The organism is Tepidimonas fonticaldi, from assembly GCF_007556755.1.
GTDB lineage: Bacteria > Pseudomonadota > Gammaproteobacteria > Burkholderiales > Burkholderiaceae_C > Tepidimonas > Tepidimonas fonticaldi.
The window spans coordinates 164,922-190,432 of the sequence record NZ_VJOO01000001.1; the positions used below are offsets into that span (position 1 = coordinate 164,922).

General features: G+C 69.9%; 21 protein-coding genes. 13 read left to right on the plus strand and 8 right to left on the minus strand.

Annotation, left to right across the window (positions count from 1 at the left end; translation table 11 throughout):
- The first annotated feature begins 38 nt into the window (after positions 1–38).
- The 7 genes from dapC to Tfont_RS00765 are packed head-to-tail and all read left to right on the plus strand — an operon-like array spanning position 39 to position 8,477.
- The gene (gene dapC / locus Tfont_RS00735; protein WP_143968072.1) at positions 39–1,283 is read left to right on the plus strand and encodes a succinyldiaminopimelate transaminase; all 1,245 of its coding nucleotides are present in this window, start codon (positions 39–41) and stop codon (positions 1,281–1,283) included.
- A 43-nt stretch (positions 1,284–1,326) separates the two neighbouring features.
- Positions 1,327–2,151 carry a 2,3,4,5-tetrahydropyridine-2,6-dicarboxylate N-succinyltransferase gene (gene dapD, locus Tfont_RS00740; protein WP_068609738.1) on the plus strand — a complete coding sequence of 275 codons (825 nt, stop codon included), beginning with the start codon at positions 1,327–1,329 and terminating at the stop codon, positions 2,149–2,151.
- A 38-nt stretch (positions 2,152–2,189) separates the two neighbouring features.
- Positions 2,190–3,356, plus strand: coding sequence for a PilT/PilU family type 4a pilus ATPase (locus tag Tfont_RS00745; protein WP_143968073.1), 1,167 nt, complete (start codon positions 2,190–2,192; stop codon positions 3,354–3,356).
- A gap of 27 nt (positions 3,357–3,383) precedes the next feature.
- On the plus strand, positions 3,384–4,550 hold the full coding sequence (gene dapE, locus Tfont_RS00750) for a succinyl-diaminopimelate desuccinylase (RefSeq protein ID WP_143968074.1): 1,167 nt from the start codon (positions 3,384–3,386) through the stop codon (positions 4,548–4,550).
- The gene (gene prmB / locus Tfont_RS00755; protein ID WP_143968075.1) at positions 4,547–5,491 is read left to right on the plus strand and encodes a 50S ribosomal protein L3 N(5)-glutamine methyltransferase; all 945 of its coding nucleotides are present in this window, start codon (positions 4,547–4,549) and stop codon (positions 5,489–5,491) included. The genes dapE and prmB overlap by 4 nt, the downstream gene beginning before the upstream one ends.
- Entirely contained in the window at positions 5,488–7,488 is a 2,001-nt protein-coding gene (locus Tfont_RS00760) for an ABC-F family ATP-binding cassette domain-containing protein (RefSeq protein ID WP_143968076.1), read from the plus strand. Before prmB ends, Tfont_RS00760 begins: the two co-directional genes overlap by 4 nt.
- A gap of 59 nt (positions 7,489–7,547) precedes the next feature.
- On the plus strand, positions 7,548–8,477 hold the full coding sequence (locus tag Tfont_RS00765) for an RsmB/NOP family class I SAM-dependent RNA methyltransferase (RefSeq protein WP_221934253.1): 930 nt from the start codon (positions 7,548–7,550) through the stop codon (positions 8,475–8,477).
- A 7-nt stretch (positions 8,478–8,484) separates the two neighbouring features.
- Here Tfont_RS00765 and Tfont_RS00770 read toward each other — a convergent pair whose 3' ends face one another.
- On the minus strand, positions 8,485–9,714 hold the full coding sequence (locus tag Tfont_RS00770; RefSeq protein WP_143968078.1) for an MFS transporter: 1,230 nt from the start codon (positions 9,712–9,714) through the stop codon (positions 8,485–8,487).
- A gap of 109 nt (positions 9,715–9,823) precedes the next feature.
- Between Tfont_RS00770 and Tfont_RS00775 the strand changes: the two genes are divergently transcribed.
- Entirely contained in the window at positions 9,824–10,831 is a 1,008-nt protein-coding gene (locus Tfont_RS00775) for a D-2-hydroxyacid dehydrogenase family protein (RefSeq protein ID WP_143968079.1), read from the plus strand.
- Between the two features lie 43 nt (positions 10,832–10,874).
- Here Tfont_RS00775 and Tfont_RS00780 read toward each other — a convergent pair whose 3' ends face one another.
- On the minus strand, positions 10,875–12,452 hold the full coding sequence (locus Tfont_RS00780; RefSeq protein WP_143968080.1) for a type IV pilus assembly protein FimV: 1,578 nt from the start codon (positions 12,450–12,452) through the stop codon (positions 10,875–10,877).
- Between the two features lie 94 nt (positions 12,453–12,546).
- Between Tfont_RS00780 and Tfont_RS00785 the strand changes: the two genes are divergently transcribed.
- From Tfont_RS00785 to Tfont_RS00805, 5 genes are all read left to right on the plus strand, one after another.
- Positions 12,547–14,082, plus strand: coding sequence for a 3-hydroxyacyl-CoA dehydrogenase (locus tag Tfont_RS00785; protein WP_143968081.1), 1,536 nt, complete (start codon positions 12,547–12,549; stop codon positions 14,080–14,082).
- Positions 14,083–14,086: 4 nt separating this feature from the next.
- A complete protein-coding gene (locus Tfont_RS00790) occupies positions 14,087–14,866 on the plus strand; it encodes an oxepin-CoA hydrolase, alternative type (RefSeq protein WP_143968082.1) in 780 nt (259 codons plus the stop codon).
- A gap of 75 nt (positions 14,867–14,941) precedes the next feature.
- Positions 14,942–15,688: a Crp/Fnr family transcriptional regulator gene (locus tag Tfont_RS00795; protein ID WP_068609996.1), complete on the plus strand. Its 747-nt coding sequence runs from the start codon at positions 14,942–14,944 to the stop codon at positions 15,686–15,688.
- Positions 15,689–15,733: 45 nt separating this feature from the next.
- Positions 15,734–16,813, plus strand: coding sequence for a phosphotransferase (locus Tfont_RS00800; protein WP_143968083.1), 1,080 nt, complete (start codon positions 15,734–15,736; stop codon positions 16,811–16,813).
- Between the two features lie 34 nt (positions 16,814–16,847).
- Positions 16,848–18,107, plus strand: a complete 1,260-nt coding sequence (locus tag Tfont_RS00805) for an acyl-CoA dehydrogenase family protein (RefSeq protein WP_068609760.1) — start codon at positions 16,848–16,850, stop codon at positions 18,105–18,107.
- 58 nt (positions 18,108–18,165) lie between these two features.
- On the opposite strand, the gene Tfont_RS00810 is transcribed toward Tfont_RS00805, so the two are convergent.
- The 6 genes from Tfont_RS00810 to Tfont_RS00835 form a co-directional block, all read right to left on the minus strand.
- Complete coding sequence (locus tag Tfont_RS00810; protein WP_260682215.1) at positions 18,166–20,589, minus strand: GspE/PulE family protein; 2,424 nt, start codon at positions 20,587–20,589, stop codon at positions 18,166–18,168.
- A gap of 42 nt (positions 20,590–20,631) precedes the next feature.
- The gene (locus Tfont_RS00815) at positions 20,632–20,853 is read right to left on the minus strand and encodes a DUF2788 domain-containing protein (protein ID WP_068609763.1); all 222 of its coding nucleotides are present in this window, start codon (positions 20,851–20,853) and stop codon (positions 20,632–20,634) included.
- Positions 20,854–20,861: 8 nt separating this feature from the next.
- Positions 20,862–21,656: a DUF2189 domain-containing protein gene (locus Tfont_RS00820; RefSeq protein WP_068610000.1), complete on the minus strand. Its 795-nt coding sequence runs from the start codon at positions 21,654–21,656 to the stop codon at positions 20,862–20,864.
- 151 nt (positions 21,657–21,807) lie between these two features.
- Positions 21,808–23,439, minus strand: coding sequence for an ABC transporter ATP-binding protein (locus tag Tfont_RS00825; RefSeq protein WP_143968085.1), 1,632 nt, complete (start codon positions 23,437–23,439; stop codon positions 21,808–21,810).
- Positions 23,439–24,488, minus strand: a complete 1,050-nt coding sequence (locus Tfont_RS00830; RefSeq protein ID WP_143968086.1) for an ABC transporter permease — start codon at positions 24,486–24,488, stop codon at positions 23,439–23,441. Before Tfont_RS00830 ends, Tfont_RS00825 begins: the two co-directional genes overlap by 1 nt.
- Positions 24,472–25,500 (minus strand): microcin C ABC transporter permease YejB, encoded by a 1,029-nt coding sequence (locus tag Tfont_RS00835; RefSeq protein WP_068610002.1) that lies wholly within the window; start codon positions 25,498–25,500, stop codon positions 24,472–24,474. The genes Tfont_RS00830 and Tfont_RS00835 overlap by 17 nt, the downstream gene beginning before the upstream one ends.
- Positions 25,501–25,511 lie beyond the last annotated feature (11 nt).

The window sequence follows — 25,511 nt, forward strand, 5'->3', positions numbered from 1 at the left end:
GCTAGTGTACGTGCCCACAACGGCTACCATTGCGGCCCATGGTCCCCGACGTCAACCCGCTGCTGCAGCGGCTGCAGCCCTACCCCTTCGAACGCCTGCGCACGCTGTTGGCCGGCGTCACACCCAACCCGGCCCTGCGCCCCATCAACCTGGGCATTGGCGAGCCGCGGCACCCCACGCCGGCAGTGCTGAAGGACGCGCTGCACGCCGCCATCGATGACCCCGCGGGCGGGCTGTCCGCCTACCCCGCCACGGCCGGCACGCCCGCGCTGCGCACGGCCTGCGCCGACTGGCTGCGGCGCCGCTACGGCATCGCGGTCGACGCGGCCACGCAGGTGCTGCCGACGCTGGGCTCGCGCGAGGCGCTGTTCGCGCTGGCGCAGGTGGTCATCGACCCGCGTGCCTTTGCCCGCGGCCCGGAGCCCGTGGTCGTTTGCCCCAATCCGTTCTATCAGATCTACGAAGGCGCGGCGCTGCTGGCCGGCGCCACCCCCTGGTACGCGCCCAGCGACCCGGCACGCAACTTTGCCGTGGACTGGGACAGCGTGCCCGACGCAGTGTGGGCGCGCACCCGGCTGGTGTATGCGTGCTCACCGGGCAACCCGACCGGGGCGGTGATGCCGCTGGCCGAGTGGCAGCGCCTGTTCGAGCTGAGCGACCGCCACGGCTTCGTCATCGCCAGCGACGAGTGCTACAGCGAGATCTACTTCCGCGACGAGCCGCCGCTGGGCGCGCTGCAGGCCGCCGCCGCGCTGGGCCGCAGCGACTTCCGCCGCCTGATCATGCTGACCAGCCTGTCCAAGCGCAGCAACGCCCCGGGGCTGCGCAGTGGCTTCGTCGCGGGGGACGCGGCGCTGATCCGCGCCTTTACCCTCTACCGCACTTATCACGGCAGCGCCATGAGCGTGGCCGTGCAGCAAGCCAGCGCCGCCGCCTGGGCGGACGAGGCCCATGTCACCGCCAACCGCGAGCAGTACCGCGCCAAGTTTGCCCAAGTGACGCCGCGGCTGGCCGAAGTGATGGATGTGCGATTGCCCGACGCCGGCTTTTACCTGTGGGCGCGGGTGCCGCCGCGCTTCGGCGGGCGCGAGGGCGGCAGCGACACCGACTTTGCCCGCGACTTGCTCGCCCAATACAATGTGACGGTGCTGCCGGGCAGTTATCTGGCCCGCGAGGCGCAGGGAGTCAACCCTGGCGCCGGCCGCATTCGCATGGCGCTGGTGGCCGAGGTGGACGAATGCCTCGAAGCTGCCGAGCGCATCGTCCGCTTCATCCGGGGCTGAAGGCCGCCCTTGCCGCCCCGCCCCACGATCCACGCCTACGACCATGACCCAACAACTGCAGCAGATCATCGAAAACGCCTGGGACAACCGCGCCCAGCTCTCGCCCGGCAACGCCCCGCAGGAAGTCGTCGATGCCGTCGAGCATGTGATCAGCGAGCTCAACAACGGCCGGCTGCGCGTCGCCACCCGCCAGGGCGTGGGACAGTGGACGGTCCATCAGTGGATCAAGAAGGCGGTGCTGCTGAGCTTTCGCCTGAACGACAACGAAATCATGCAGGCGGGCGACTTGGCCTTCTACGACAAGGTCAAGACCAAGTTTTCCCGCCTCAGCCCGCAGGAGATGGCCGCCACCGGCGTGCGCGTGGTGCCGCCGGCGGTGGCGCGCCGCGGCAGCTTCATCGCCAAGGGCGCGATCCTGATGCCGAGCTACGTCAACATCGGCGCCTACGTCGATGAAGGCACGATGGTCGACACCTGGGCCACGGTCGGCTCGTGTGCCCAGGTCGGCAAGAACGTGCACCTGTCGGGCGGCGTGGGCCTGGGCGGCGTGCTGGAGCCGCTGCAGGCCAACCCGACCATCATCGAGGACAACTGCTTCATCGGCGCGCGCTCCGAAATCGTCGAGGGTGTCATCGTCGAGGAAAACTCCGTCATCTCGATGGGCGTCTACATCGGCCAGAGCACGCCGATCTACGACCGCACGACGGGCGAGATCCTCTACGGCCGCGTGCCGGCCGGCTCGGTGGTCATCAGCGGCAGCCTGCCCAAGGACGGCGGCAAGTACAGCCTGTACGCCGCCATCATCGTCAAGCGCGTGGACGCGCAGACGCGCGCCAAGACGAGCCTCAACGAGCTGCTGCGCGACTGAAGCCCGCCCTGCGCGTCACCCCGGGAAAGACACTGGCGATGGGCCCGATGGAGCAACTGCTGCGGCTGATGGCCGAGAAGAAGGCGTCCGACATCTATCTGTCGGCCGCGTCGCCCGTGCTCATCAAGATCAACGGCGTGTCCATGCCGGTCAACGCCCAGACCTTGCCGGCCGACGGCCCCTACCGGCTGCTGGCCGAGGTCGTCAAGCCCGAGCAGTTGCAGGAGTACGACCGCACGGGCGAGCTCAACATCGCCATCCCCATGCCGGAGGTGGGGCGCTTTCGCATCAGCGCGATGCGCCAGCGCGGCACCTGCGCGGTGGTGGTGCGCTTCATCAGCGGGCAGATCCCCAAGGTCAGCGAGCTGGGCATCCCGCCGGTGCTGACGCAGATGATCATGGCCAAGCGCGGCCTGATGCTGGTGGTGGGCTCGACCGGCTCGGGCAAGAGCACGACGCTAGCCGCCCTGCTGGACCACCGCAACGAAAACACCACGGGCCACATCCTCACCATCGAGGACCCGATCGAGTACCTGTTCAAGAACAAAAAGAGCGTGGTCAACCAGCGCGAGGTCGGCACCGACACCGCCTCGCTCAACGTCGCGCTGAAGAATGCGCTGCGCCAGGCGCCGGACGTGATCCTGATCGGCGAGATCCGCGACCGCGAGACGATGTCGCAGGCCATCGCCTACGCGCAGTCGGGCCACCTGGTGCTGGCCACGCTGCACGCCAACAACAGCTACCAGGCGCTCAACCGCATCCTCAACTTCTACCCGGTGGAGGTGCGGCCGACGATGCTCAACGACCTGGCCTCGTCGCTCAAGGCCATCGTGTCGCAGCGGCTGCTGCGCACGGTGGACGGCGGCCGCACCCCGGCGGTGGAGGTCATGGTCAACACGCGGCTGATCAGCGAGCTGATCGAGAAGGCCGACTTCTTTGGCGTGCGCGAGGCGCTGGAGAAGTCCATGGCCGAGGAATCGCAAACCTTCGAGGCCGACCTGGCGCGGCTGATCCTGTCCGGGCGCATCACGCGCGAGGAGGGGCTGGCCTACGCCGACTCGCCGACCAACCTGCTGTGGCGGCTGCAAAACGACGACCGTGCGCGCGCCGCGGCGACCGCGCAGGCGGCAGCCCCCCCCACGACGGGCGAGCCCGGCAAGGGTGGCGGCCCGTCGTTCGACGGTTTTCTCCCCCCCAAATCCTGAGCGCCGCGGGCGCCCCGCCTTGTCCCGATGACCGAGACCCTGCGCCTCACCGAGGCTTTGATCCGCCGTCCCTCCGTTACGCCCGACGACGCCGGCTGCCAGGCGCTGCTGGCCGAGCGGCTGACGGCGCTGGGCTTTGCCTGCGAGACGATCGTCAGCGGCCCGGATGATTTTCGCGTGACCAATCTGTGGGCGCTGCGCCCCGGGGCCAGCCCCGACGCGCCGGTGTTGGTGTTTGCCGGCCACACCGACGTGGTGCCGACCGGGCCCCTGGAGCGCTGGCAGAGCGACCCGTTTGCCCCCACCATCCGCGATGGCAAACTCTACGGCCGCGGTGCCAGCGACATGAAGGCCTCGCTGGCCGCCATGGTCGTCGCGTGCGAGGCGTTTTTGCGCGCGCACCCGGCGCCGGCCCTGTCGATCGGCTTTTTGCTCACCAGCGACGAGGAGGGCCCCGCGCGCGACGGCACCGTGGTGGTGTGCGAGGCGCTGCGCCAGCGCGGCCAGCGCCTGGACTGGTGCATCGTCGGCGAGCCCACCAGCGTGAAGCGCACCGGCGACATGATCAAAAACGGCCGCCGCGGCACCATGAGCGGGCGGCTGACCGTCAAGGGCATCCAGGGCCACATCGCCTACCCGCATCTGGCGCGCAATCCCATCCACCTGCTGGCCCCCGCCTTGGCCGAGCTGGTCGCCACCCACTGGGACGAGGGCAATGCCCACTTTCCGCCCACCAGTTGGCAGGTCAGCAACATCCACGGCGGCACCGGTGCGAGCAATGTCATCCCCGGCACCGTGGTGGTGGACTTCAACTTCCGCTTCAGCACCGAATCCACCCCGCAGGGGCTGCAAGCGCGCGTGCACGAGATTCTGGCGCGGCACGGCCTGCACCCCGGCACGGACTACGAGTTGAGCTGGACCGTTGGTGGCCTGCCCTTCCTGACCCCGCGCGGTCCGTTGGTCGATGCGGTGAGCGCCGCCATCCGCGACGTCACGGGACTCGACACCGAACTCTCCACCACGGGCGGCACCAGCGACGGACGCTTCATCGCGCAGATCTGCCCGCAGGTGGTGGAACTGGGCCCGCCCAACGCCACCATTCACCAGATCGACGAGTGCATCGAGCTGGCCGATCTGGAGCCGCTCACGGACATCTACCGCCGCACGCTGGAGCGGTTGGCGGGCGTGGCATGACGGGGACGATCACCCTCGCGGCCCTCATCGACGAGGCCGAGCGGCGGCTCGACGCCGCCGGCGTCGCCTTTGGGCACGGCACCACCAACGCCCGCGACGAAGCCGCCTGGCTGGTGCTGTGGCGGCTGGGCCGGCCGCTCGACCTGGATCTGCACGCCCACGCCGCCGACCCCGTGGCACCCGGCGACGCCGAGGCGGTGCGCGCGCTGATCGACGCCCGCATCCGCACCCGCAAGCCAGCCGCCTACCTGACCGGCGAGGCTTGGCTGCAAGGCGTGCCGTTCCACGTGGACGAGCGCGTGATCGTGCCGCGCAGCTTCATCGCGGAGCTGATCGCGGCCGCTCCGCAGGCGGACCCCATCGACCCCTGGCTGGGCGCGCACACGCGCCGGGTGCTGGACCTGTGCACGGGCAACGGGTCGCTGGCTGTGCTGGCGGCACTCGCCTGGCCCGAGGTCACGGTCGATGCCAGCGACCTCAGCGCCGATGCGCTGGCGGTCGCGGCCCGCAACGTCGCGCGCCATGGTCTGCAGGATCGCATCCGCCTGCTGCAGTCGGACGGCTGGACTGCGCTGCACGACCGCTACGACCTGATCCTGTGCAATCCCCCCTACGTCTGCCGGGCGCGCATGGACGCCCTGCCGGCGGAATACCGCGCCGAGCCGGCACTGGCCCTGGATGGCGGACCCGACGGCGGCGATGACGGCATGGACTTCGTGCGGCATCTGCTCGCGCATGCGCTGGACCATATGAACCCGGACGCCGTGCTGGTGCTGGAAATCGGGCACGAGCGGGCGCATTTCGAGCGCGCCTTTCCCACCCTGCCCGTGGTCTGGCTGCACACCAGCGGCGGCGACGACGCCGCGCTGCTGATCACCCGCGACGCACTCGCCGCAGCCCAGGCCGATCTGCCCCCCGACCCGCACCGCCCCACGCCATGATCACCTTGCGCGACGTCACCCTGCGGCGGGGCGCCAAGGTCGTGCTGGACGGCGCCAGCGTCACCCTCCACCCTGGCGAGAAGGTCGGCCTGGTGGGCCGCAACGGTGCCGGCAAGTCCAGCCTGTTCGCGCTGTGGCTGGGGGATTTGCACGAGGACGGCGGTGAAGCCACCCTGCCCCGCCACTGGCGCATCAGCCATGTGGCGCAGGACATGCCCGAGACCGCCGAGCCGGCCACCGACTTCGTGGTGGCGGGCGACACCCGCTTGCTCGAGGCGCGCGCGCAGCTGGCCGCGGCCGACGCCAGCGGCGACGGCGAGGCCATCGCGCTGGCGCACACCGCCCTGACCGATGCCGGCGCCCACGACGCCCGGGCACGCGCCCAGGCCCTGATGCTGGGCCTGGGCTTTGGTCCCACGGATTGGGAGCGGCCGGTCAACGGGTTTTCCGGCGGATGGCGCATGCGGCTGCAACTGGCCCGCGCGCTGATGTGCCCGAGCGACCTGCTGCTGCTCGACGAACCCACCAACCACCTGGACCTGGACGCCCTGGTCTGGCTGGAGAGCTGGCTGCAGCGCTACGAAGGGACGCTGGTCGTCATCAGCCACGACCGGGAGTTTTTGGACGCGGTCACCCGCGTCACCCTGCATCTGGATCAGGGCCGGCTCGCGCGCTACGGCGGCAACTACAGCCGCTTCGAAGAGATGCGCGCCGAGCAGATCGAGCAGCAGCAGGCGGCCTACACCCGCCAGCAGGACCGCATCGCCCACTTGCAGCGCTTCATCGATCGCTTTCGGGCCAAGGCCACCAAGGCCCGGCAGGCGCAAAGCCGCCTCAAGGCGCTGGCGCGGATGGAGCGCCTCGCCCCCGTGCTGACGAGCGCGGATTTTCAGTTCGAGTTCGCCAACCCCGACGCGCTGCCCAACCCCATGCTCACGCTGCACGACGTGTCCGCCGGCTACCCCGGCGCCGACGGGCAGGCCCCGCGCGCCGTCGTGCACGGCATCCGGCGCAGCGTCTTGCCGGGGCAGCGCATCGGCATTCTGGGCGCCAACGGCCAGGGCAAGTCCACGGTGGTCAAGACCATTGCCGGCGTGTTGCCGCCGCTGGCCGGCCGCATCGTGCCCGGCAAGGGCCTGCGCATCGGCTACTTTGCGCAGCAGGAGCTGGACATCCTGCGCGCCGACGACAACCCGCTGCAGCACCTGGTGCGCATCGCCCGCGAGGCCGAGGCGGCTGGCACCCTGATCGGCCAATCCACCCGCGAGCAGGATTTGCGCACCTTTCTGGGCAGCTTCCAGTTCAGTGGCGACGCGGTGACCCAGCCCGTGGGCACGATGAGCGGGGGCGAGAAAGCACGGCTGGTGCTGGCCCTGCTGGTGTGGCAGCGGCCCAACCTGCTGCTGTTGGACGAGCCGACCAACCACCTGGATCTGACCACCCGCGAGGCGCTCGGCATGGCCCTCAACGCCTTCGAAGGCACGGTGATGCTGGTCAGCCACGACCGCGCCTTGCTGCGCGCGGTCTGCGACGAGTTTTGGCTGGTGAGCGACGGACAGCTCGCGCCGTTCGAGGGGGATCTGGACGACTACCAGCGTCACTTGCTGGACGTGGCCCGCCAGCGCCGCGAGGCCCTGTCCCACCGCACCGACGGTCGTGAAACGGCCGCGCCACGCTCCCCCTCCGTCACCCCGCAGGAGCGGCGCCGCCAGCAAGCGCAGCGGCGCCAGCAACTGGCCGAACGCCTCAGGCCCCACCGGCGCGAGTGCGACGCGTTGGAAGCGCGGATGCATACCCTGCAGACCGAGCAAAGCGCCCTGCACGAGCGGCTGGCCCACGCCACCGACCGCACCGACATCGCCGAAGCCGGCCGGCGCCTCAAGGCCGTGGAGGCCGAACTTGCCGAAGTCGAGGAGCGCTGGCTGGCCGTGGCGGAAACCATCGAAGCGCTGGAACGCAAGGCCGCCCAGGCCGACGCGGACGCCACACAAGCCTGACCGCCGTGACCGCGTCGCCGTCTTGCTCGCCCTCGCCCGCCCAGCCGGCCCTCCCCCCCTTGCCGCCCGCCTTCTTGGACGTGCTGGACGCGTTGATACCGCCCGACCTGCGGCCGCGCGTGGACGCGAGCTACACCGCGCCGAAGGCGGTGGTGTTTCGCATCAACCCGCTGCGTGCACCGGATGCGGCGGCGGTACTGACCGCCCTGGCGCCGCTGCGCCCCGAGCCGGTGGCGGGCGTCGAGGGCGTGTTCCGATTGCCCGCGGACGATCGGGACGCGCTGACCCACCATCCAATGGCCACCGATGGCAGCCTCTACATCCAGGGCGTGGCCAGCATGGCCGCGGTCTGGGCGCTGCAGCCCCAGCCGGGCGAGGAGGTGCTGGATCTGGCCGCCGCCCCTGGCGGCAAAACGGCGCTCATCGCCGCCAGCATGGCCAACCAGGGGCGCCTGGCCGCGGTAGAGCCGGTGCGGGCGCGTTTCTTTCGCCTCAAGGCCAATTTGCAGCGTCTGGGGGTGCGCAACGCCCAGCTCTACCTGAAAGACGGTGCCCAGGTCGGGCGTCTGGTCCCCGGTCGGTTCGACCGCGTGCTGCTGGACGCCCCCTGCTCGTCCGAAGCGCAGTTCACGCGGCTGGACCCCACGTCGTGGGCGCACTGGAGCCCCAAAAAAGTACGGGCCAGCGCCGCGCTGCAAAGCCGGCTGCTGCGCTCCGCGGCCGATGCGCTCAAACCGGGGGGCGTGCTCATCTACGGCACCTGCTCCCTGTCGCCGGAGGAGGACGAGTGCGTGCTGGATGCGCTGCTGCGCGAGCGGGATGACCTCTGGCCGGAGCCCCTGCCTTGGCCCGTGGACCTGCCCGCGCTGCCCGGCTTGACGGCCTGGCGCCAGCAGCCTCTGCACCCGGATCTGACGCTGGCCCGCCGCGTGCTGCCCACCGAATGGACGGACGCTTTTTTCCTGTGCCGGCTGCGCAAACGCGGCTGACCCCGGCTCAAGCTGCGCGTGTGCGGCCACCCACGGCCAGCGCCGCCCCGACGGCCAGCGCCAACGTCACCGCGCCGCCCGCCAGCGTCGCGGCGTACCAGCCGTGGTCCATGAGCACGCCAAACACCAGCGGCGCAATCGCAAAACCGGTGTCCAGGCCGGAATAGACCGTGCCATAGACACGCCCGGTCGCGCCTTTCGGGGTGGCGCGCTTGATCAACATGTCGCGGCTCGGCCCCCCGATGCCGACCGCCAGCCCCGTGATCGCCAGCAGAGCCATCGAGCCGCCGCCCCCCAGCCAGCCGGTCGCGGCCAGCAGCATCAGCGCCGCGCCTGCGGCCATGGCCCAGGCGACCACCCGATCGACCGCGCGCGCCCGCGCCGCGACGAAGCCGCCGACGAACATCCCCGCGGCCCCCGCCAGCATGTAGGCGGTCACGGTCAGCGTCGCCGTCTCGAACGGCACGGCGTGCACCGCTTTCAGGATCGACACCGAATAGGTCTGGACCACCGCCAGCGTCATGGTGGACAGCAGGAAGAAGACAAAACACCACCACACCACGGGCAGCCGCAAAAAGGCCAGATCGTCCGCCCGGCTGGCGCCCTGCCGGCGCGGCACCACCTCGGTGTGGAGGTGTTCGCGCTGCCACCACAGCACCGCCAGCACACCCGCATACACGGCAATGGCCGCCCAATAAGCCCAGCGCCAGTTGCCCAGCGCGGTGATCCCCACCAAAAACACCCGCGCCAGCGCCCAGCCCAGGTTGCCGGTCAGCCCGTGCGCGCTGAAGGCGTGCCCCAGGCGCGGGGGCGACACACGCTGGTTGAGGATGGAAAAATCCACCGGGTGAAACGGCGCATTGCCCAGCCCGGCGAGCACGGCGGCGAGCAACAGCCCGGTGTACCCGTGGGACAGGGCCGCCGCCAGGGCCGACCCCATGAACAGCAGGATGGAGCCGAACAGCACGGGCCGGGCGCCGACGCGGTCGACCAGAAAACCCGACAGCGCCTGCCCCACGCCCGAGATGACGAAGAACACGCTGGTCAACAGCCCCACCTGGGAGAAGCTCAGCCCGAACTCCCGCATGAACAGCGGAAACAGCGGCGCCAGCAACAGGTGCGAAAAATGGGAGGTGGCATGCGCCAGCCCGACCAAACCGATCACGGTCGCATCACGCTGCCAGGGCACGGGGACGGGCGCGTGAGCGCTGCCCGCTTCGGTTGGGACGGTGGACATGGCCGCGATGGTACGCGAGTCGCTCCCTGGCCGCGGCCGCGCGGGTGACAGCCCCACGGAAAGCGGCGCGCGGGCCCGGGTGCCGGCAAGGGCGGCACAATAGCCCGGTATGAACATCGTGATCCTCGACGATTACCAGGACGCCGTGCGCAAGCTCGCCTGCGCGCACAAGCTCGACCCCTACCCGGCCAAGGTGTACACCAACAACGTCAAGGGGGTGGGCCAGCTCTCCGTGCGCTTGCGCGACGCGGACATCGTCGTGCTGATCCGCGAGCGCACCCAGATCACACGCCAGCTGCTCGACAAACTGCCGCGGCTCAAGCTGATCGCGCAGACGGGCTCGGTCGGCCGCCACATCGACGTGCAGGCCTGTACCGAGCACGGCGTGGCCGTGGCCGAAGGGGTGGGCGATCCGGTGGCCCCCGCCGAGCTGACTTGGGCGCTGATCATGGCCGCCATGCGGCGCATTCCGCAGTATGTGAGCCACCTCAAGCACGGGGCCTGGCAGCAGTCGGGGCTGAAGGCAGCGTCCATGCCACCCAACTTTGGGCTAGGCCAAGTGGTGCGCGGGCGCACACTGGGCATCTGGGGCTATGGCCGGATCGGGCAGATCGTCGCTGGCTACGGGCGGGCCTTTGGCATGCGCGTCGCCATCTGGGGCAGCGAAGCCAGTCGCGCGCGCGCCGCAGCCGACGGCTACGACACCTTCGACAGCCAAGCCGACCTGTTCGCCCACAGCGACGTGCTGAGCCTGCATCTGCGTCTGGCGGATGCGACGACGGGCTGCGTCACGCTGGAAGACCTGTCGCGCATGAAACCCACCGCGCTGCTGGTCAACACCTCGCGCGCCGAGTTGATCGAGCCCGACGCGCTGGTCGCGGCACTCAACCGCGGCCGCCCGGGCATGGCCGCCGTCGATGTGTTCGAGATCGAACCCATCCTGCAAGGCCACGCCCTGCTGCGCCTGGAAAACTGCATCTGCACGCCGCACATCGGCTTTGTCGAACTCGACAGCTACGAAAAATATTTTTCGGCCGCGTTCGACAACGTGGTCAACTACATCAAAGGCACGCCCACCAACATCGTCAACCCTGGGGCGCTGCACATGCGCCGCTGACGGTGCGCCCCGGGGCCGCCCGGGCCCCGCGAGCTTCAGCACGTCAACGGGGCGGGGGCGCGTTGCTGGCGGGCGGCTGCCAACCGCTCCAATCGAAGTCCAGCGCCCCGTCGGATGGCGCGGTACCGGCGGCAGGCGGTGCCGGTGTGGGTGTCGCCGTGGGCGTGGGCGGCAGATCGGTGATGTCCGGCAGCTCGAAGTCGAGCACGGAGGCCGCGGCTACGGCTGTCGCCGCCGACGAGCCCGCCGGTGCGGCCGACGGAGCCAGCGGGGCCTGCGCCAACACCGGCAGCAGATCCAGCACCCCGTGCAGCACGATCAGGTCATCGAACGCCGCTAGGGTGCGCACCTGCAGCGGCGCGGCCGGATCCCCCGGCTGGGAGGCGAGCGCCGCCTCGAGGGTCGCCCGCGCGGCATCCCCCGGCCAGCCGCGCGTCAAGGCGTGCAGTAGCCCCGGGTCGGCCTCCACACCATCGGCGGTATCGGCCACGGCCAACAGGCGCTGATAGTGCTGCTCGTAGGTGGCTTGCGGCGAGCGTGTGTCCAGACCGTGCTTGCGGGCCAGGGCCCACCAGCGCAGATACGGCGCTTCGCTGGCGCGGGGGTGCGCCAACACGAAGGCCCGCAAGGCGGCCACCGCATCCGTCGCCTGGCCGAGCGATTCGAAGAAATCGACCCGCTCCCACAGCTCGTGCAGCGCAGCGATGTCGAGCAGCGCAATCGGCACTTCCTGGAACACCGACGCCCCGGCCTCGCTGACTTCCAGCCCGGCCATGTGATCGCCCATCACCGGCGCGCTCGATCCGGTCGTGGCCGCCGTGGGTTCGGCCGCCGTGGCCGAGTGGATCGCTGCCATCACCTCGGCGGCGGGTGACGGTACCGGCGCCGGGGGAGCATCCGCGCCACCGCCGCGCTCCGCAGGCGCTGCCCACCACGGGGCGGTGGGCACCGGGGCCACCGGTGCGGGCCGTCGCCGCAGCAGCCACAGCAAGGTGCCCAGCAGCCCCACGATCACCCCGGCCAGAGCGTACAGAATGCCGTCACCGCGGGCGCTGCGGGCGGCCGTCAGCTCGCGGTTCAGGCTCTCGACGGCCAGCAGCAGGCGCTGTTGCTCCGCGCGCAACGTGGCCAGCTCTTGCTGCACCGCCGGGTTCGGTTCCGCCCTGGGCGCCGGGGCGTCGGCGGGGACGGCCGCCGGCGCCCCGGCCGGATCGCCGCCCGCCTTGGTGCCAGGGGCCTGCGCGATGTCCACCGGCTCCACATCCGCCAACAGCGTGTACGCACGGGCGAACCGCATGGGGCAGCCGACGCGCAGCTCGACGGTGACGAACGGCTCGTTGACGGGCAGGCGTGAGCGCACGCGCAACACGCCCGCCCCCCGCGCCGCATCGCGCTCGACGGTGACGCTGACATCCGACGGGCTCAGACGCATCTCGCCATAGCGGACGTCCGCCTGCACACATTGGGCGCCGGTGTCGTCCCCCGTGGCCCCCGGGCTTTGCACCACAATATCGAGCGGCCGACCGATAATGACTGCGCCCTGCACCGCCCCCAGCGACTGGCCATGACCCTGCACGGCCGCCACGAGCAGCAAGCTGGTCAACGCGGATTTGGGGTGCATGCGGGGATTCCTGCGGACTGGCCGATACGCGCTTCGAGAAGCATTCTGGTTGGCCGATTCTGTCACATCCGTTCCAAACGATACTGTATTGAGCATGCCCCAAGCCTCCAACCGTTTGACTTTTCGCAACATTGGCCTCGTCGGTACCGGCGCCATGGGTCGGGGCATCGCCCAGATCGCCGCGCAGGCCGGCAGCACCGTACACCTGGTGGACGCGCAACCGGCTGCCGTCGAGGCCGCCCGCACCGCCCTGCGCGACACCTGGGACAAACTGGTGGCCAAGGGCCGCATGACCGCGGATGACGCCGCCGCGTGCCTGCAGCGGTTGGTGCCGGACGCTGGCGTGGAAGCGCTGGCGGGCTGCGACCTCGTCATCGAAGCCGTCGTCGAGCGGTTGGATGTCAAGCAAGACCTGTTCCGCCAGCTCGAGGACATCGTCGGCCCGGACGCGGTGCTGGCCACCAACACCTCGTCGCTGTCGGTCACCGCCATCGGCAGCCGGCTGCGCGCCCCGCAGCGGCTGGCGGGCTTTCACTTCTTCAACCCGGTGCCGCTGATGAAGGTGGTGGAGGTGATCCGCGGCCTCAAGACCGACGCGGCGGTGGGCGAACGGCTGGCCGCCTTCGCGCGCGAGATGGGCCACACCCCGGTGATGGCGCAGGACACGCCGGGCTTCATCGTCAACCACGCCGGGCGCGGCTACATCACCGAGGCGCTGCGCATCGCGGGCGAGCGCGTGGCCGACTTCGCCACCATCGACCGCATCCTGAAGGACCAGATGGGTTTTCGCCTCGGGCCGTTCGAGTTGCTGGACCTGACGGCGCTGGACGTCTCCCAGCCGGTGATGGAGTCGATCTACCACCAGTATTACGAGGAGCCGCGCTTTCGCCCGAGCGTGATCGCGGCGCAGCGGCTGGCCGGGGGCGTGGTCGGGCGCAAGGTCGGCGAGGGCTTCTACCGCTACGTCGACGGGCAGGCGCAGGTGCCGCCGGAGCCGCCCGCGCCGGTGGTGGAGGCGCTGCCGCCGGTGTGGGTGCCGGGGCGCGCCGCGCGGCGGGCGGAGCTGCTGCAGCTGCTGAAGGACCTGGGCGCGACGATCGAGACCGCCGCCCAGCCGTCCGGGCAGACGCTGATCGTGGTGGCGCCGCTCGGCCACGACGTCACGACGGTGGCGGCGGTGGAGCGGCTCGACCCCGGCCGCACCGTCGGCATCGACATGCTGCTGCCGGATGGCGCGGTCAAGCGCCGCGTGCTGGCCACCAACCCCGCCACCCGCCACGACATGCGTGTCGCGGCGCACGCCCTGCTCGCGCGCGACGGCAAGCCGGTCAGCGTCATCCGCGACAGCGGCGGCTTCGTCACCCAGCGCACGGTGGCCACCATCGTCAACATCGCCGCCGACATCTGCCAGCAGGGCATCTGCACCCCCGGCGACCTGGAGACCGCCGTCACGCTGGGCCTGGGCTACCCGGCCGGGCCGCTGGCGATGGGCGACCGCGTCGGTGCCGCCAGCGTGCTGGAGATCCTGTTCAACCTGCAGACCGTCTACGGCGACCCGCGCTACCGCCCCTCGCCGTGGCTGCGCCGCCGCGGCGCGCTGGGTCTCAGCCTGCTGCACCCGGAGGAGTGACGCAATGACCGCCACGCTCAAGAGCCACAGCCACGGCGGCACGCTGGTGCTGACGATCCACAACCCCGAGCAGCGCAACGCGCTGGCGCCGGAGATCTACGTCGCCGGCATCGAGGCGCTGATCGCCGCCGAGCGCAACGCCGAGGTGCGCAGCGTCGTCCTCACCGGTGACGGCGGCACCTTCTGCGCCGGCGGCAACCTGCAGCGGCTGCTGGCCAACCGGCAGCAGCCGCCCGAGGTGCAGGCCGACAGCATCGAGGCGCTGCACGGCTGGATCGAGGCGATCCGCAGCTTTCCCAAGCCCGTCATCGCCGCGGTCGAGGGCGCCTGCGCCGGCGCGGGGTTTTCGCTCGCGCTGGCGTGCGACCTGCTGGTGGCGGCGCGCGACGCGGTGTTCGTGATGGCCTACGTCAACGTCGGGCTTTCGCCCGACGGCGGCGCCACCTGGAGCCTGCTGCGCCAGCTGCCGCGCGCCACCGCGCTGCAGCTGCTGATGCTGGGCGAGCGCGCCGGCGCCGAGCGGCTGCACCAGCTCGGCCTCGTCACCGCGGTCAGCGCCCCGGGCGCGGCGCTGACGGACGCGCTGGCGCTGGCCGAGCGGCTCAACGCCAAGGCCCCCAACGCGCTGGCCAGCATCAAGGCGCTGGCCAACGATGCGCTCACGCAATCGCTGCCGGCGCAACTGCGCGACGAGCGCGACCATTTCGTGCGCAATCTGCATCACCCCAACGCGGGCGAAGGCATTCGTGCCTTCCTGGACAAGCGCGCCGCCCAATACCGCTGAGTGGACCGGCTGCGCCGCCGGCAGGGCCCTGGGGCCACGCCGGCCGGTGCGGGTCACCAAGGAGACAAACCCATGATGTCCAAGTCGCTCATACGACAGCCCTTCGACGAGCCCATTCTGACAATGGAAGAACGGGAAGCGATCAACCAAGGTCGCTGGTTTTCCAGTCTTTCACCATCGCTGCGGCACGACATCCTCCGATGCGCTTTCGTCAAACGCTACCAGGACGGCGATCTGATCGCCGCGCGCGGCGATCCGCCGGCGCTGTGGACCGCCGTGGCCAAGGGGGCCGTGCGCGTCAGCTCCACCTCCATCACGGGCAAGCAGATCACGCTGACCTATGTGGAGCCGGGCGTGTGGTTTGGCGACATCGCAATGTTCGACGGCGACGCGCGCACCCACGATGCCTACGCCCACGGTCCGACGACCTTGCTGTGCGTGGCGCGCAGCGATCTGCAAAAAATCCTGGACCAGCATGTGGAGCTGTACGAGGCGCTGCTGCGCCTGCAGGCGCGGCGCATCCGCACGCTGTTCGGCTTGGTGGAGGACCTGAACACCCTGCCCCTGCGCTCGCGGCTGGCCAAGCAGCTGCTGCATCTGTGCCGCTCCTACGGCGTGCCGTGCCTGTCCAACGGGCAGGAGACGCGCATCGGCCTGCAACTCGCGCAGGAAGAGCTGGCCCAGTTGCTGGGTGCCTCGCGCCAGCGCGTCAACCAGGAGCTCAAGGCCATGGAGCGCGACGGCGCCATCCGCATCGAGCCGGGCGGCCTGGTGATCCGCGACCGTGGCCAGCTCATGCGCATCGTCGAATCCGAACCCTGACCCCCAGCCGCATGGCCGGTGGGTCGGCTTTCCCCCCTGCCTGCCATGCCCGAATCCCCCTCTCCCGCTGATACCTCCGCCAGCCACGCCCTGGACGTCGCCGCGCTGGAGCGCTGGCTGACGGCGCACCTGCCGGGCTTTGCCGGGCCGCTGTCCATCGAAAAGTTTCCCGGCGGGCAGTCCAATCCGACCTATCGCCTCGTCACCCCGGGGCGGGCGTACGTCATGCGCGCCAAGCCCGGCCCGGTGGCCAAGCTGCTGCCGTCGGCACACGCCATCGAGCGCGAGTTTCGCGTCATGCAAGCCCTGGCCGCCACCGACGTGCCCGTGGCGCGCATGCATGTGCTGTGCGAGGACGAGTCCGTCATCGGGCGCGCCTTCTACGTCATGGAGCACGTCGATGGCCGCGTGCTGTGGGACCAGTCGCTGCCCGGGATGGACCCCGAGCAGCGCCGCGCGCACTATCTGGAAATGAACCGCGTGCTCGCCGCCCTGCACCGGGTGGACGTGCAGGCCGTGGGGCTGGCCGACTACGGCAAGCCCGGCAACTATTTCGAGCGCCAGATCGCGCGTTGGAGCAAGCAGTATGTCGCCTCCATCACCGACCCCATCCCCGAGATGGACGCGCTCATGGCCTGGCTGCCCGCCCACCTGCCCGACATGGCGCGCGACGAACGGCTGGTCAGCGTGGTCCATGGCGACTACCGCCTGGACAACCTGATGTTCCACCCTACGGCGCCGCGCATCGTGGCGGTGCTGGACTGGGAGCTGTCCACGCTGGGCCATCCGCTGGCGGACTTCAGCTACCACTGCATGTCCTGGCACATCGAACCCGGCGCCTTCCGCGGCATCGCCGGGCTGGACTGGGCGGCCCTGGGCATCCCGTCCGAGGACGAGTACATCGAGCGCTACTGCGAGCAAACCGGCTTTGCCACCCCCGAGGCCCTGCGCCGCGACTGGCCGTTCTACCTGGCCTACAACGCCTTCCGCCTGGCGGCCATCCTGCAAGGCATCGCCAAACGGGTGGAGCTGGGCATCGCCTCCAGCGCCCAGGCCCGCCAGAGCGCGGCCGGCGCCCGCCCCCTCGCCCAGTTGGCCTGGCGCTTTGCGCAACAGGCGCGCTGACCTCCCCTCCCCTGACCTGACCCCGGAGACCCCGATGGACTTTGCCTACAGCCCCCGCGTCCAGGCCCTGCGCGAACGCCTGATGGCCTTCATGGACGAACACATCTACCCCAACGAGGACCGGTTCGAGGCGGAGGTCGAGGCCAACCGCGCCGCCGGCAACGCCTGGGTCCCCACGCGCCTGATCGAAGACCTCAAGCCCAAGGCACGCGCCGCCGGCCTGTGGAACCTGTTCCTGCCAAACTCCCCGCGCGCGCCGGAGGGCCTGAGCAACCTCGAATACGCGCCGCTGTGCGAGATCATGGGCCGCGTGCCGTGGGCGGCGGAGGTGTTCAACTGCTCCGCCCCCGACACCGGCAACATGGAGACGCTGGAGCGCTACGCCAGCGAGGCGCTCAAGGACCGCTGGCTCGAGCCGCTGCTGCGCGGCGAGATCCGCTCCGCCTTCCTGATGACCGAGCCGGAGGTGGCCTCCTCCGACGCCACCAACATCCAGTGCCGCATCGAGCGCGACGGCGACCACTACGTCATCAACGGGCGCAAGTGGTGGTCGTCCGGCGCCGGCGATCCGCGCTGCGCGGTCTACATCGTCATGGGCAAGACCAACCCCGACGCGCCGCGCCATGCGCAGCAGTCGATGATCGTGGTGCCGGCCGACACGCCCGGCATCCGCGTTGTGCGGGCACTCTCGGTGTTCGGCTACGACGACGCGCCGCACGGCCACATGGAGATCGAGCTGAAGGACGTGCGCGTGCCGGCCGACCACATCCTGCTCGGCGAGGGGCGCGGTTTCGAGATCGCGCAGGGGCGGCTCGGCCCCGGGCGCATCCACCACTGTATGCGCTCGATCGGCGCGGCCGAGCGCGCGCTGGAGCTGATGTGCCGCCGGCTCAACGAGCGCGTCGCCTTCGGCAAGGCGATCGCCGCGCAGACCGTCTGGCAGGAGCGCATCGCGGAGGCACGCTGCATGATCGAGCAGGCGCGGCTGCTGGTGCTCAAGGCCGCCTACATGATGGACACGGTCGGCAACAAGGCCGCGCGTGCCGAGATCGCGATGATCAAGGTCGTCGCCCCCAACGTCGCCTGCCAAGTGCTGGACTGGGCCATTCAGGCGCACGGCGGCGCAGGCGTGTCGCAGGTCACGCCGCTGGCGCGCAGCTACGCCAACCAGCGCACGCTGCGGCTGGCCGACGGGCCGGACGAGGTGCACCGCAACGCCATCGCCAAGCTGGAGCTGGCCAAGCACCTGGTGCGCGCGCCGGAGGTGGAAATGCCCATTACCCGCGGCTGCTAGTCACGCTGGCGCGGGCCGGGCGGTTCCGAGTACCGCTTCGGGCAGTACCCGGTTCGCGTCATAGGTTGCTGGACGCGCGCACCTCGGCCAGGGTGGTCAGCCCCATGAGCACCTTTTCGATGCCGTCTTGGCGCAGGGTGCGCATGCCCTCGCGGATGGCTTGGGCCTGGATATCGGCGGGGCGCGCGCGGGCCTGCACCAGGCGCCGCAACTCCGGGCTGGCGATCAACAGCTCGTGCATCGGCAGGCGGCCGCGGTAGCCCGTCTGCCCGCATTCCGGGCAGCCCGGGGCCCGCGCCATCGTCAATTGGCCATCGCGGCTGAAGCGCTGGCGCCATTCCCGCTCCAGCGCATCGGGATCCTGCAAGGGATGGTCGTCGGGCAGTTGCGCACGGTAGTCGTTCGTCAACTCGCGCAGCCGCTCCGGGGTCACGGGCTCGTGCTGCACACAGGACGAGCACAGTCGGCGCACCAGCCGTTGTGCCAGGATGCCCTGCAAAGAGTCGGCGAACGAAAACGGATCCACCCCCAGGTCGCCCAGGCGCAAAATGGTTTCGGCCGCCGAGTTGGTGTGCAGCGTGGACATCACCAGATGCCCCGTCAGCGAGGCCTCGATCGCCATCTCGGCCGTCTCGGCATCGCGGATCTCGCCCACCATGATCACATCCGGGTCCGCGCGCAACAGCGAGCGCAGTGCGTTGGCGAACGTCCAGCCGATCTTGGCATTGACCTGAATCTGACGCAGCCCGCGCTGGGTGATTTCCACCGGGTCCTCGGCGGTCCAGATCTTGCGCTTGGGCGTGTTGAGGCGTTGCAGGGCGGCGTGCAGCGTCGTGGTCTTGCCCGATCCGGTCGGGCCGGCGCACAGGAACAGCCCATACGGCCGCTCCAGAATGTGCTCGATGGCCGCCAGGTTGCGCGGGGACAGCGCCAGCCCCTCCAGCGGCATGGGCGCCGCGGAGTTGAGGATGCGCATCACCACGTCCTCCAGCCCATCGGCGGTTGGAATGGTGGCCACGCGCAGCTCGATCGGCAACCCCCCGAAGCGGCGGAAATGGATTTTGCCGTCCTGCGGCTTGCGCCTCTCCGAAATGTCGAGGCTGCACATCACCTTGATGCGGGCGATGAGCGCATTGCGGTAGTTGGCGGGCAGCTCCAGATAAGGGCGCAGCTCGCCGTCGACCCGGAAGCGGATGATCACCTTCTCCCGCCCAGGATACGGCTCGATGTGGATATCGGACGCGCGCTGATGGAAGGCCTCGACGATCATCGAATTGACCAGCTTGACCAGCGTGTTGTCCGACTGCTCGATCGGCCGCTCGTCGACGCCTTGCAATGAGGCCTCGCCAGCCAGCTCGACGGCCAGTTGCCACGCCTCCACGTTGGATGCGGGGGCCGCGGACGGCTTGACGGGCTCGACCGCGGCTGGCACGGCCTCATCCCCCAGGCCGATGGCGCGGTAGGCCTCCGCAATCTTGGCCTGCAGGTCGGCGGCCGAGCTCACCACCGGGATCACCTTGCGCTGTGCCGTGAACTCCAGCTCGTCGATCGCCTTGAACCGCAGCGGATCCGGCATGGCAACCACGACCGACGCACCCAGAATGGCGATCGGCAGCACCTGCAGCCGAATGGCCAGCACCATCGGCACCAGCCGCAGCGCCGCCGCGTCCAGCGGAAACTTGCGGACATCCACGAAGGGATAGCCCATCTTGCGCGCCAGCGCGACCTGCAGATCGGCGGGCTGGATCAGCCCCATCTCGACCAGCGTCTGTCCGAGCGGGGTTTTGGGTTGTGCCTTCTGGCGCTCCAGCGCGCGCAGCAACTGCTCGGGGGTGATCTTGCCCAGGCCCATCAGGGCCTCGCCGATGGGCACGGGCTTGAGCGTCGCCTGCCGCTCCAGCGCGGCCTTGAGCTGCTCGAGGTTTTCGACCATCGAGACCTCGATGTGCCGCAGCGATTCCGGAGACACCTCCTCGGTGGCGCTCAGCAGCGTCTCGCTGAAGCCGCTGTCGGCCAGCAGGCCGCCGTCCCGGCTCTGCACCTCGTAGCGGACGATGCCGCTCTTGGGCATGAACACGCGCTCCGGGTCGCCTTCGCGCGCCATCTTGGGGAACACCCACAGCCCGTGCGGCGTGCGCCGGCAGCCGTGGCACAGCCCCGAATACACCGACCCATCCCGCAACTGCACCACGAAGGAGTGCAGCACCTCGTCCGCATACCCCGACGCAGCGTCCAGCGACGGGGGCGCGTCCCGCGGATCCACGCGCAAGCGCTTGACCTGGTTGAAGCGCAACGACAGCAGGCGAGGCGAGTCCTCGACCAGAATCTTGAGCGTGCCACCCTCCGGCTGAAAATCCGCCAACGCGCCGCGCACGACGCGCCCGTTCCACCCCTCCACGGCCACGGGCAGGCTCGGCTGCCCCGCGACGTAGGTTTCGTCGGTATCGCGGTTGGGAATCGCAAACTGGGCGTTGGGGGCCATGGGGTCAGCCGAATATGGGTCGCCGGAGGATGTCGGCGGATGCTACATCCCCAGAATCCATTGAATCACATTCTTGGCCAGAAACCCCAGCATCCCCAGCGACAACACCAGGAACAGCACGAAGGTGCCGAACTTGCCCGCCTTGGACTCGCGTGCCAGATTGAAGACGATGAAGAGCATGTACAAAATGAAGGCACCCACCCCGAAGGTGAGTCCGAACTGCGCGACCTGCGCCTCGGTATAACCAAACAACGTCCCGTTCATCGCGCCCTTCACCCTCGCAGCGGCCGAATCAGCCCGGCCCGCTCGAAATCCCGATAGGCGTGCCAGCTCGCGTACGCCACGACCGGCACCGTCAGCATCAGGCCCACCATGGCCAGCGCCATGCCCAGGGCCACCAGCGCCACGATGCACACCGCCCACACCCCCATGACCACCGGGTGGCTGCCCACGGCCCGCCAGCTCTCGCCCACCGCATGCCACAGCGGCGTGGGCGTGTCCACCAGCATGGGCAGGGTCATGACGCTGGAGGCAAACACCGGTGCCGCCAGCCAGGCCCCAAGCAGCAGCCAGACCTCGAACAGCCCCACCCCGTCGGCCAGGACCACATGCAGCACGAAATCCATGGGCCGCTGCACCGGCGCAGGGGCCCACAGCGTGATGAGGGCCGCTGACGTCAGCACCCAGCCCGTCCCCGCCAGCCCCAGCAGTAGCCCAAAGGTCATCAGGCGCCGATCGCCCGACGACCACAGCCGCACCACCTCAGCGCAGCACACCTTCTCGCCGCGCTCCAGATAGCGGCTCACCGCATACAGGCCCGACGCCAGCACCGGCGCGATGATCAAAAATCCGGAAAACGCGCCGGCCAGCAGCCAGAACTCATCGCGCAGCGCCAGCCACAGAATCAGCCCGAACAGCGCCATCATGCCGCCGTGCAGCGCCCCCGGCAGGGGATGGGTCACATAGTCGCGCCATCCCAGCCGAAGCCAGCGCAGCGGTGCCGCCCAACCGATGGCGGGCACGGGTGACCGGTCGCCGGCGACGGCGGGCGGGGGCGATGGGGTCATCATGAGAACCTCTCCCGGGAATCACGCAGAAATCGAACGGGCCGCCCCCGTGACGGCATGGCGGCCCGCCCCGAATTGGACCACAACCGTTGCACGGTAGGGCGCCCGCGGGCCGCCGAACCTCCGGTGTCGCCAGCGAGTCGTCGGGGGGTCAAGCCGCCAGGGGGCCGGCGCTCTCGAGCAACTGGCGCGTGTAAGGCTCGCGCGGCGCGCGCAGCACCTGCAGCGCGGGCCCCGACTCCACCACGGCGCCGGCGCGCATGACCAGCACATCGTGCGCCATCGCCCATACCACATCCACGTCATGGGTGATCAGCAGGTACGACAGGCCGCGCTCGCGCTGCAAGCGCAGCAGCAACTCGATCACCTGCCGCTGCACCGTGACATCCAGGGCGCTGGTCGGCTCGTCCAGCACCAGCAGACGCGGCTGCACGATGAGCGCCCGGGCGATGGCGATGCGCTGCCGCTGCCCACCCGAAAAGGCATGGGGATAGCGCTGCAGCCACGCGGCGACCTCGGCAGGCGTCGCCGTGGCGGGCAGCAAGCCGACCTCCTGCAAAGCAGCCACGACGCGCTTGCGCCGCTCGGCCGCGGACAGCCGCGGCTCGTGCACCCGCAAGCCCTCCTCGACGATCTGCTCGACCGTCAGGCGCGGCGACAGCGACGAGAACGGATCCTGAAACACCACCTGCACCTCGCGGCGCAGGGGGCGATCCGCCGCCCCGCCCTGCCACGTCCGCCCCATCACCGCCAGGCGGCCCTGCGCCGGCAGCAAGCCCAGCGCGGCCAGCGCCAGCGTCGACTTGCCCGATCCGGACTCCCCCACCACCCCCAGCGTGCGGCCCGGCGCCAGCTGGGCCGACACCCCGCGCACCGCGGTGAACTGCCCGGCGCGAAACCACCCCCGCCACCCGGGGCGCGGCACACGGTACGTCACGCTCACGCCGTCCAGCTCCAGGCATGGGGGGGCGTCCCCGGCGGGGGCATCCGCTTGCAGACATTCGGGCCGCACGGGGCGGCTGCCTAGCAGGCGCACCGTGTAGGGATGCGCCGGCGCGTCAAACACCTGGGCCACCGGCCCCGCCTCGACCACCTGCCCCTGCTCCATCACGACCACACGGTCGGCAAAGCGGCGCACCAGGTTCAGATCGTGCGTGATCAACAAAACCGCCAGCCCCAGGCGGCGCTGCAAATCCTCCAGGAGCGCCAGGATTTGCAACCGCAGGCTGGCATCCAGCGCCGTGGTCGGCTCGTCCGCGATCAACAGGCGCGGCTCGCCGGCCAGCGCCATGGCAATCATGGCGCGCTGGCGCTGCCCGCCGCTGAGCTGATGCGGATACTGACGCGCCCGGCGCGGGGCGTCGTCGATGCCGACCTGGGCCAGCCACTCGACGGCGCGCGCCCAGGCTACGCGCGGCAACAGCGCCCGCTTCAGGCGCAGCACCTCGGCGATCTGCTCGCCCACCGGGTACAGCGGATCGAGCGCCGTCATCGGCTCCTGAAACACATACGCCACCGCATCGCCGCGCAAGGCGCGCAGCGCGCGCTCCGGCAACGTCAGCAGCGACTGCCCGTCAAAGCGCACCTCCCCCTCGACACGGGCGTCGGGCAACAGCCGCAGCAGGCTCAGCGCGGACACCGTCTTGCCCGAGCCGGATTCCCCCACCAGGGCCACCTTCTCGCCCGCGCCCACATCGAAGTCGATGCCGTGCACCACGGGCCGTCCGCCATAGGCGATGCGCAGGCCGCGCACAGTCAGCAACGGGGTCGCCTGCCCGTCCATCAGTCGGCCTTTCGGGGGTCGAGCGCGTCGCGCAGCGCGTCACCCATGAAGGTGAGCAGCGTCAGCGTAAGCACCAGCACGCCAAAGGTGGACAGCGAAATCCACCACGCATCGATGTTGTTCTTGCCCTGGGCCAACAGCTCGCCCAGCGATGGCGTGCCCGGCGGCACGCCCAGCCCCAGAAAGTCCAGCGACGTCAGCGCCAGGATCGCCGCGCTCATGCGAAAGGGCAGGAACGTCACCACCGGGGTCAGACTGTTGGGCAGCACATGCCGCCAGATGATGGCCGCGTGCGACAGCCCCAGCGCCCGGGCCGCGCGCACATAGTCGAGCTGGCGGTTGCGCAAAAACTCCGCGCGCACATAGTCGGCCAGCCCCATCCAGCCAAACAGGCTCAGCAGCACCAGCAGCAGGGTGACGCTGGGGGCAAACACTGCGCTGAAGATGATGAGCAGATAGAGCTCCGGCATCGACGACCAGATTTCGATGAGCCGCTGCATCGTCAGGTCGAGCCGCCCGCCAAAATAGCCCTGCACCGCACCGGCCAGCACCCCCAGCACCACACCGATGGCGGTGAGCGCCAGCGCGAACAGCACGCTGATGCGAAAACCATAGATCAGTTGCGCCAGCAGATCGCGCCCGCGGTCGTCGGTACCCAGCAGGTTGGCGCGGCTGGGCGGTGCGGGGTGCGGTCCCGGCGCCCAGTAGTTGAGCGCCTGGGGGCCATACGGGTTGGGCGGGTACAGCGCCCAGTTGCCGCCCGTCGTCAGGCGTTCGCGCACATACGGGTCCAGATAGTCGGTGGGCGCCTCGAAGTCGCCGCCAAAAGTGGTCTCCGGGTAGTCGTGCAACAGCGGCAGGTACCACTGCCCCTCGTAGCGCACCAGCAGCGGGCGGTCGTTGGACAGCACTTCGGCCAACAGGCTGGCGGCCACCATCGCCACGAACAGCACCAGGCTCCACCAGCCGAGCCGGTTGCGCGCGAAGCGCCGCCACGCCCGCCGAGCCGGGCTTGGGGAGGCATGCGGAGCGTCAATCGAACTTGACACGGGGGTCCACCCACACGTAACAAAGATCGCTGACCAGCTTGGTGAGCAGCCCGATCAGCGTGAACAAAAACAGCGTACCCATGACCACCGGGTAGTCGCGGCGGATCACGCTCTCGTAACTCAGCAGCCCCAGGCCGTCGAGCGAGAACAGCGTCTCGATCAGCAGACTGCCGGTGAAAAACGCCCCGATGAACGCGGCCGGAAAGCCGGTCACGATCGGGATCATCGCGTTGCGCAACACATGCTTCCAGAGCACCTGCCGCTCGCTCAGGCCCTTGGCGCGCGCCACCAGGACGTACTGCTTGCGGATTTCCTCCAAAAACGCGTTCTTGGTCAGCATCGCGGTCACGGCAAAGCTGCCCAGCACCATCGACAGCACCGGCAGCGTGATGTGCCACAGGTAATCGACGATCCGCGCCGGCCACGACAGCTCGGCCCAGTGGTCGCTGACCAGCCCGCGCAGCGGAAACCACTGCAACTGCCCGCCAAAGACCACCAGCAGCGCCACCCCGAGCACGAAGCCCGGAATCGCATACGCCACCAGGACGATCAGGGAGGTGACGACGTCGAAGCGCGAGCCGGCGCGCACGGCCTTGGCCACGCCCAGGGGTACCGCCACCGCGTAGCTGATGACGAAGGTCCACAGGCCCAGGCTCATGGAAACGGGCAGCTTCTCCCAGATCAGTTGCGCCACGGGCTTGTTCTGGAAAAAACTCTGCCCCAGATCGAAACGCGCGAACTGCCGCAGCATTTGCCAAAAGCGCTCGTGGGGCGGCTTGTCGAAGCCATAGAGCGCCTTGATCTGCTCCAGCCGCTTGGGGTCCACCCCCTGCGCACCCCGGTAGGCGGAGCCGCCGCCCTCCGCCCCCGCCCCCAGCCCGGCACGGGCCTCGGCCAGATACTGGTCCACCGGCCCGCCGGGCACGAACTGGATCACCACGAACGTCAGCAGCAACACCCCAAACAGCGTCGGGATCATCAGCAGCAAGCGCTTGAGGACGTAGGCCCACATGGATGCATCTC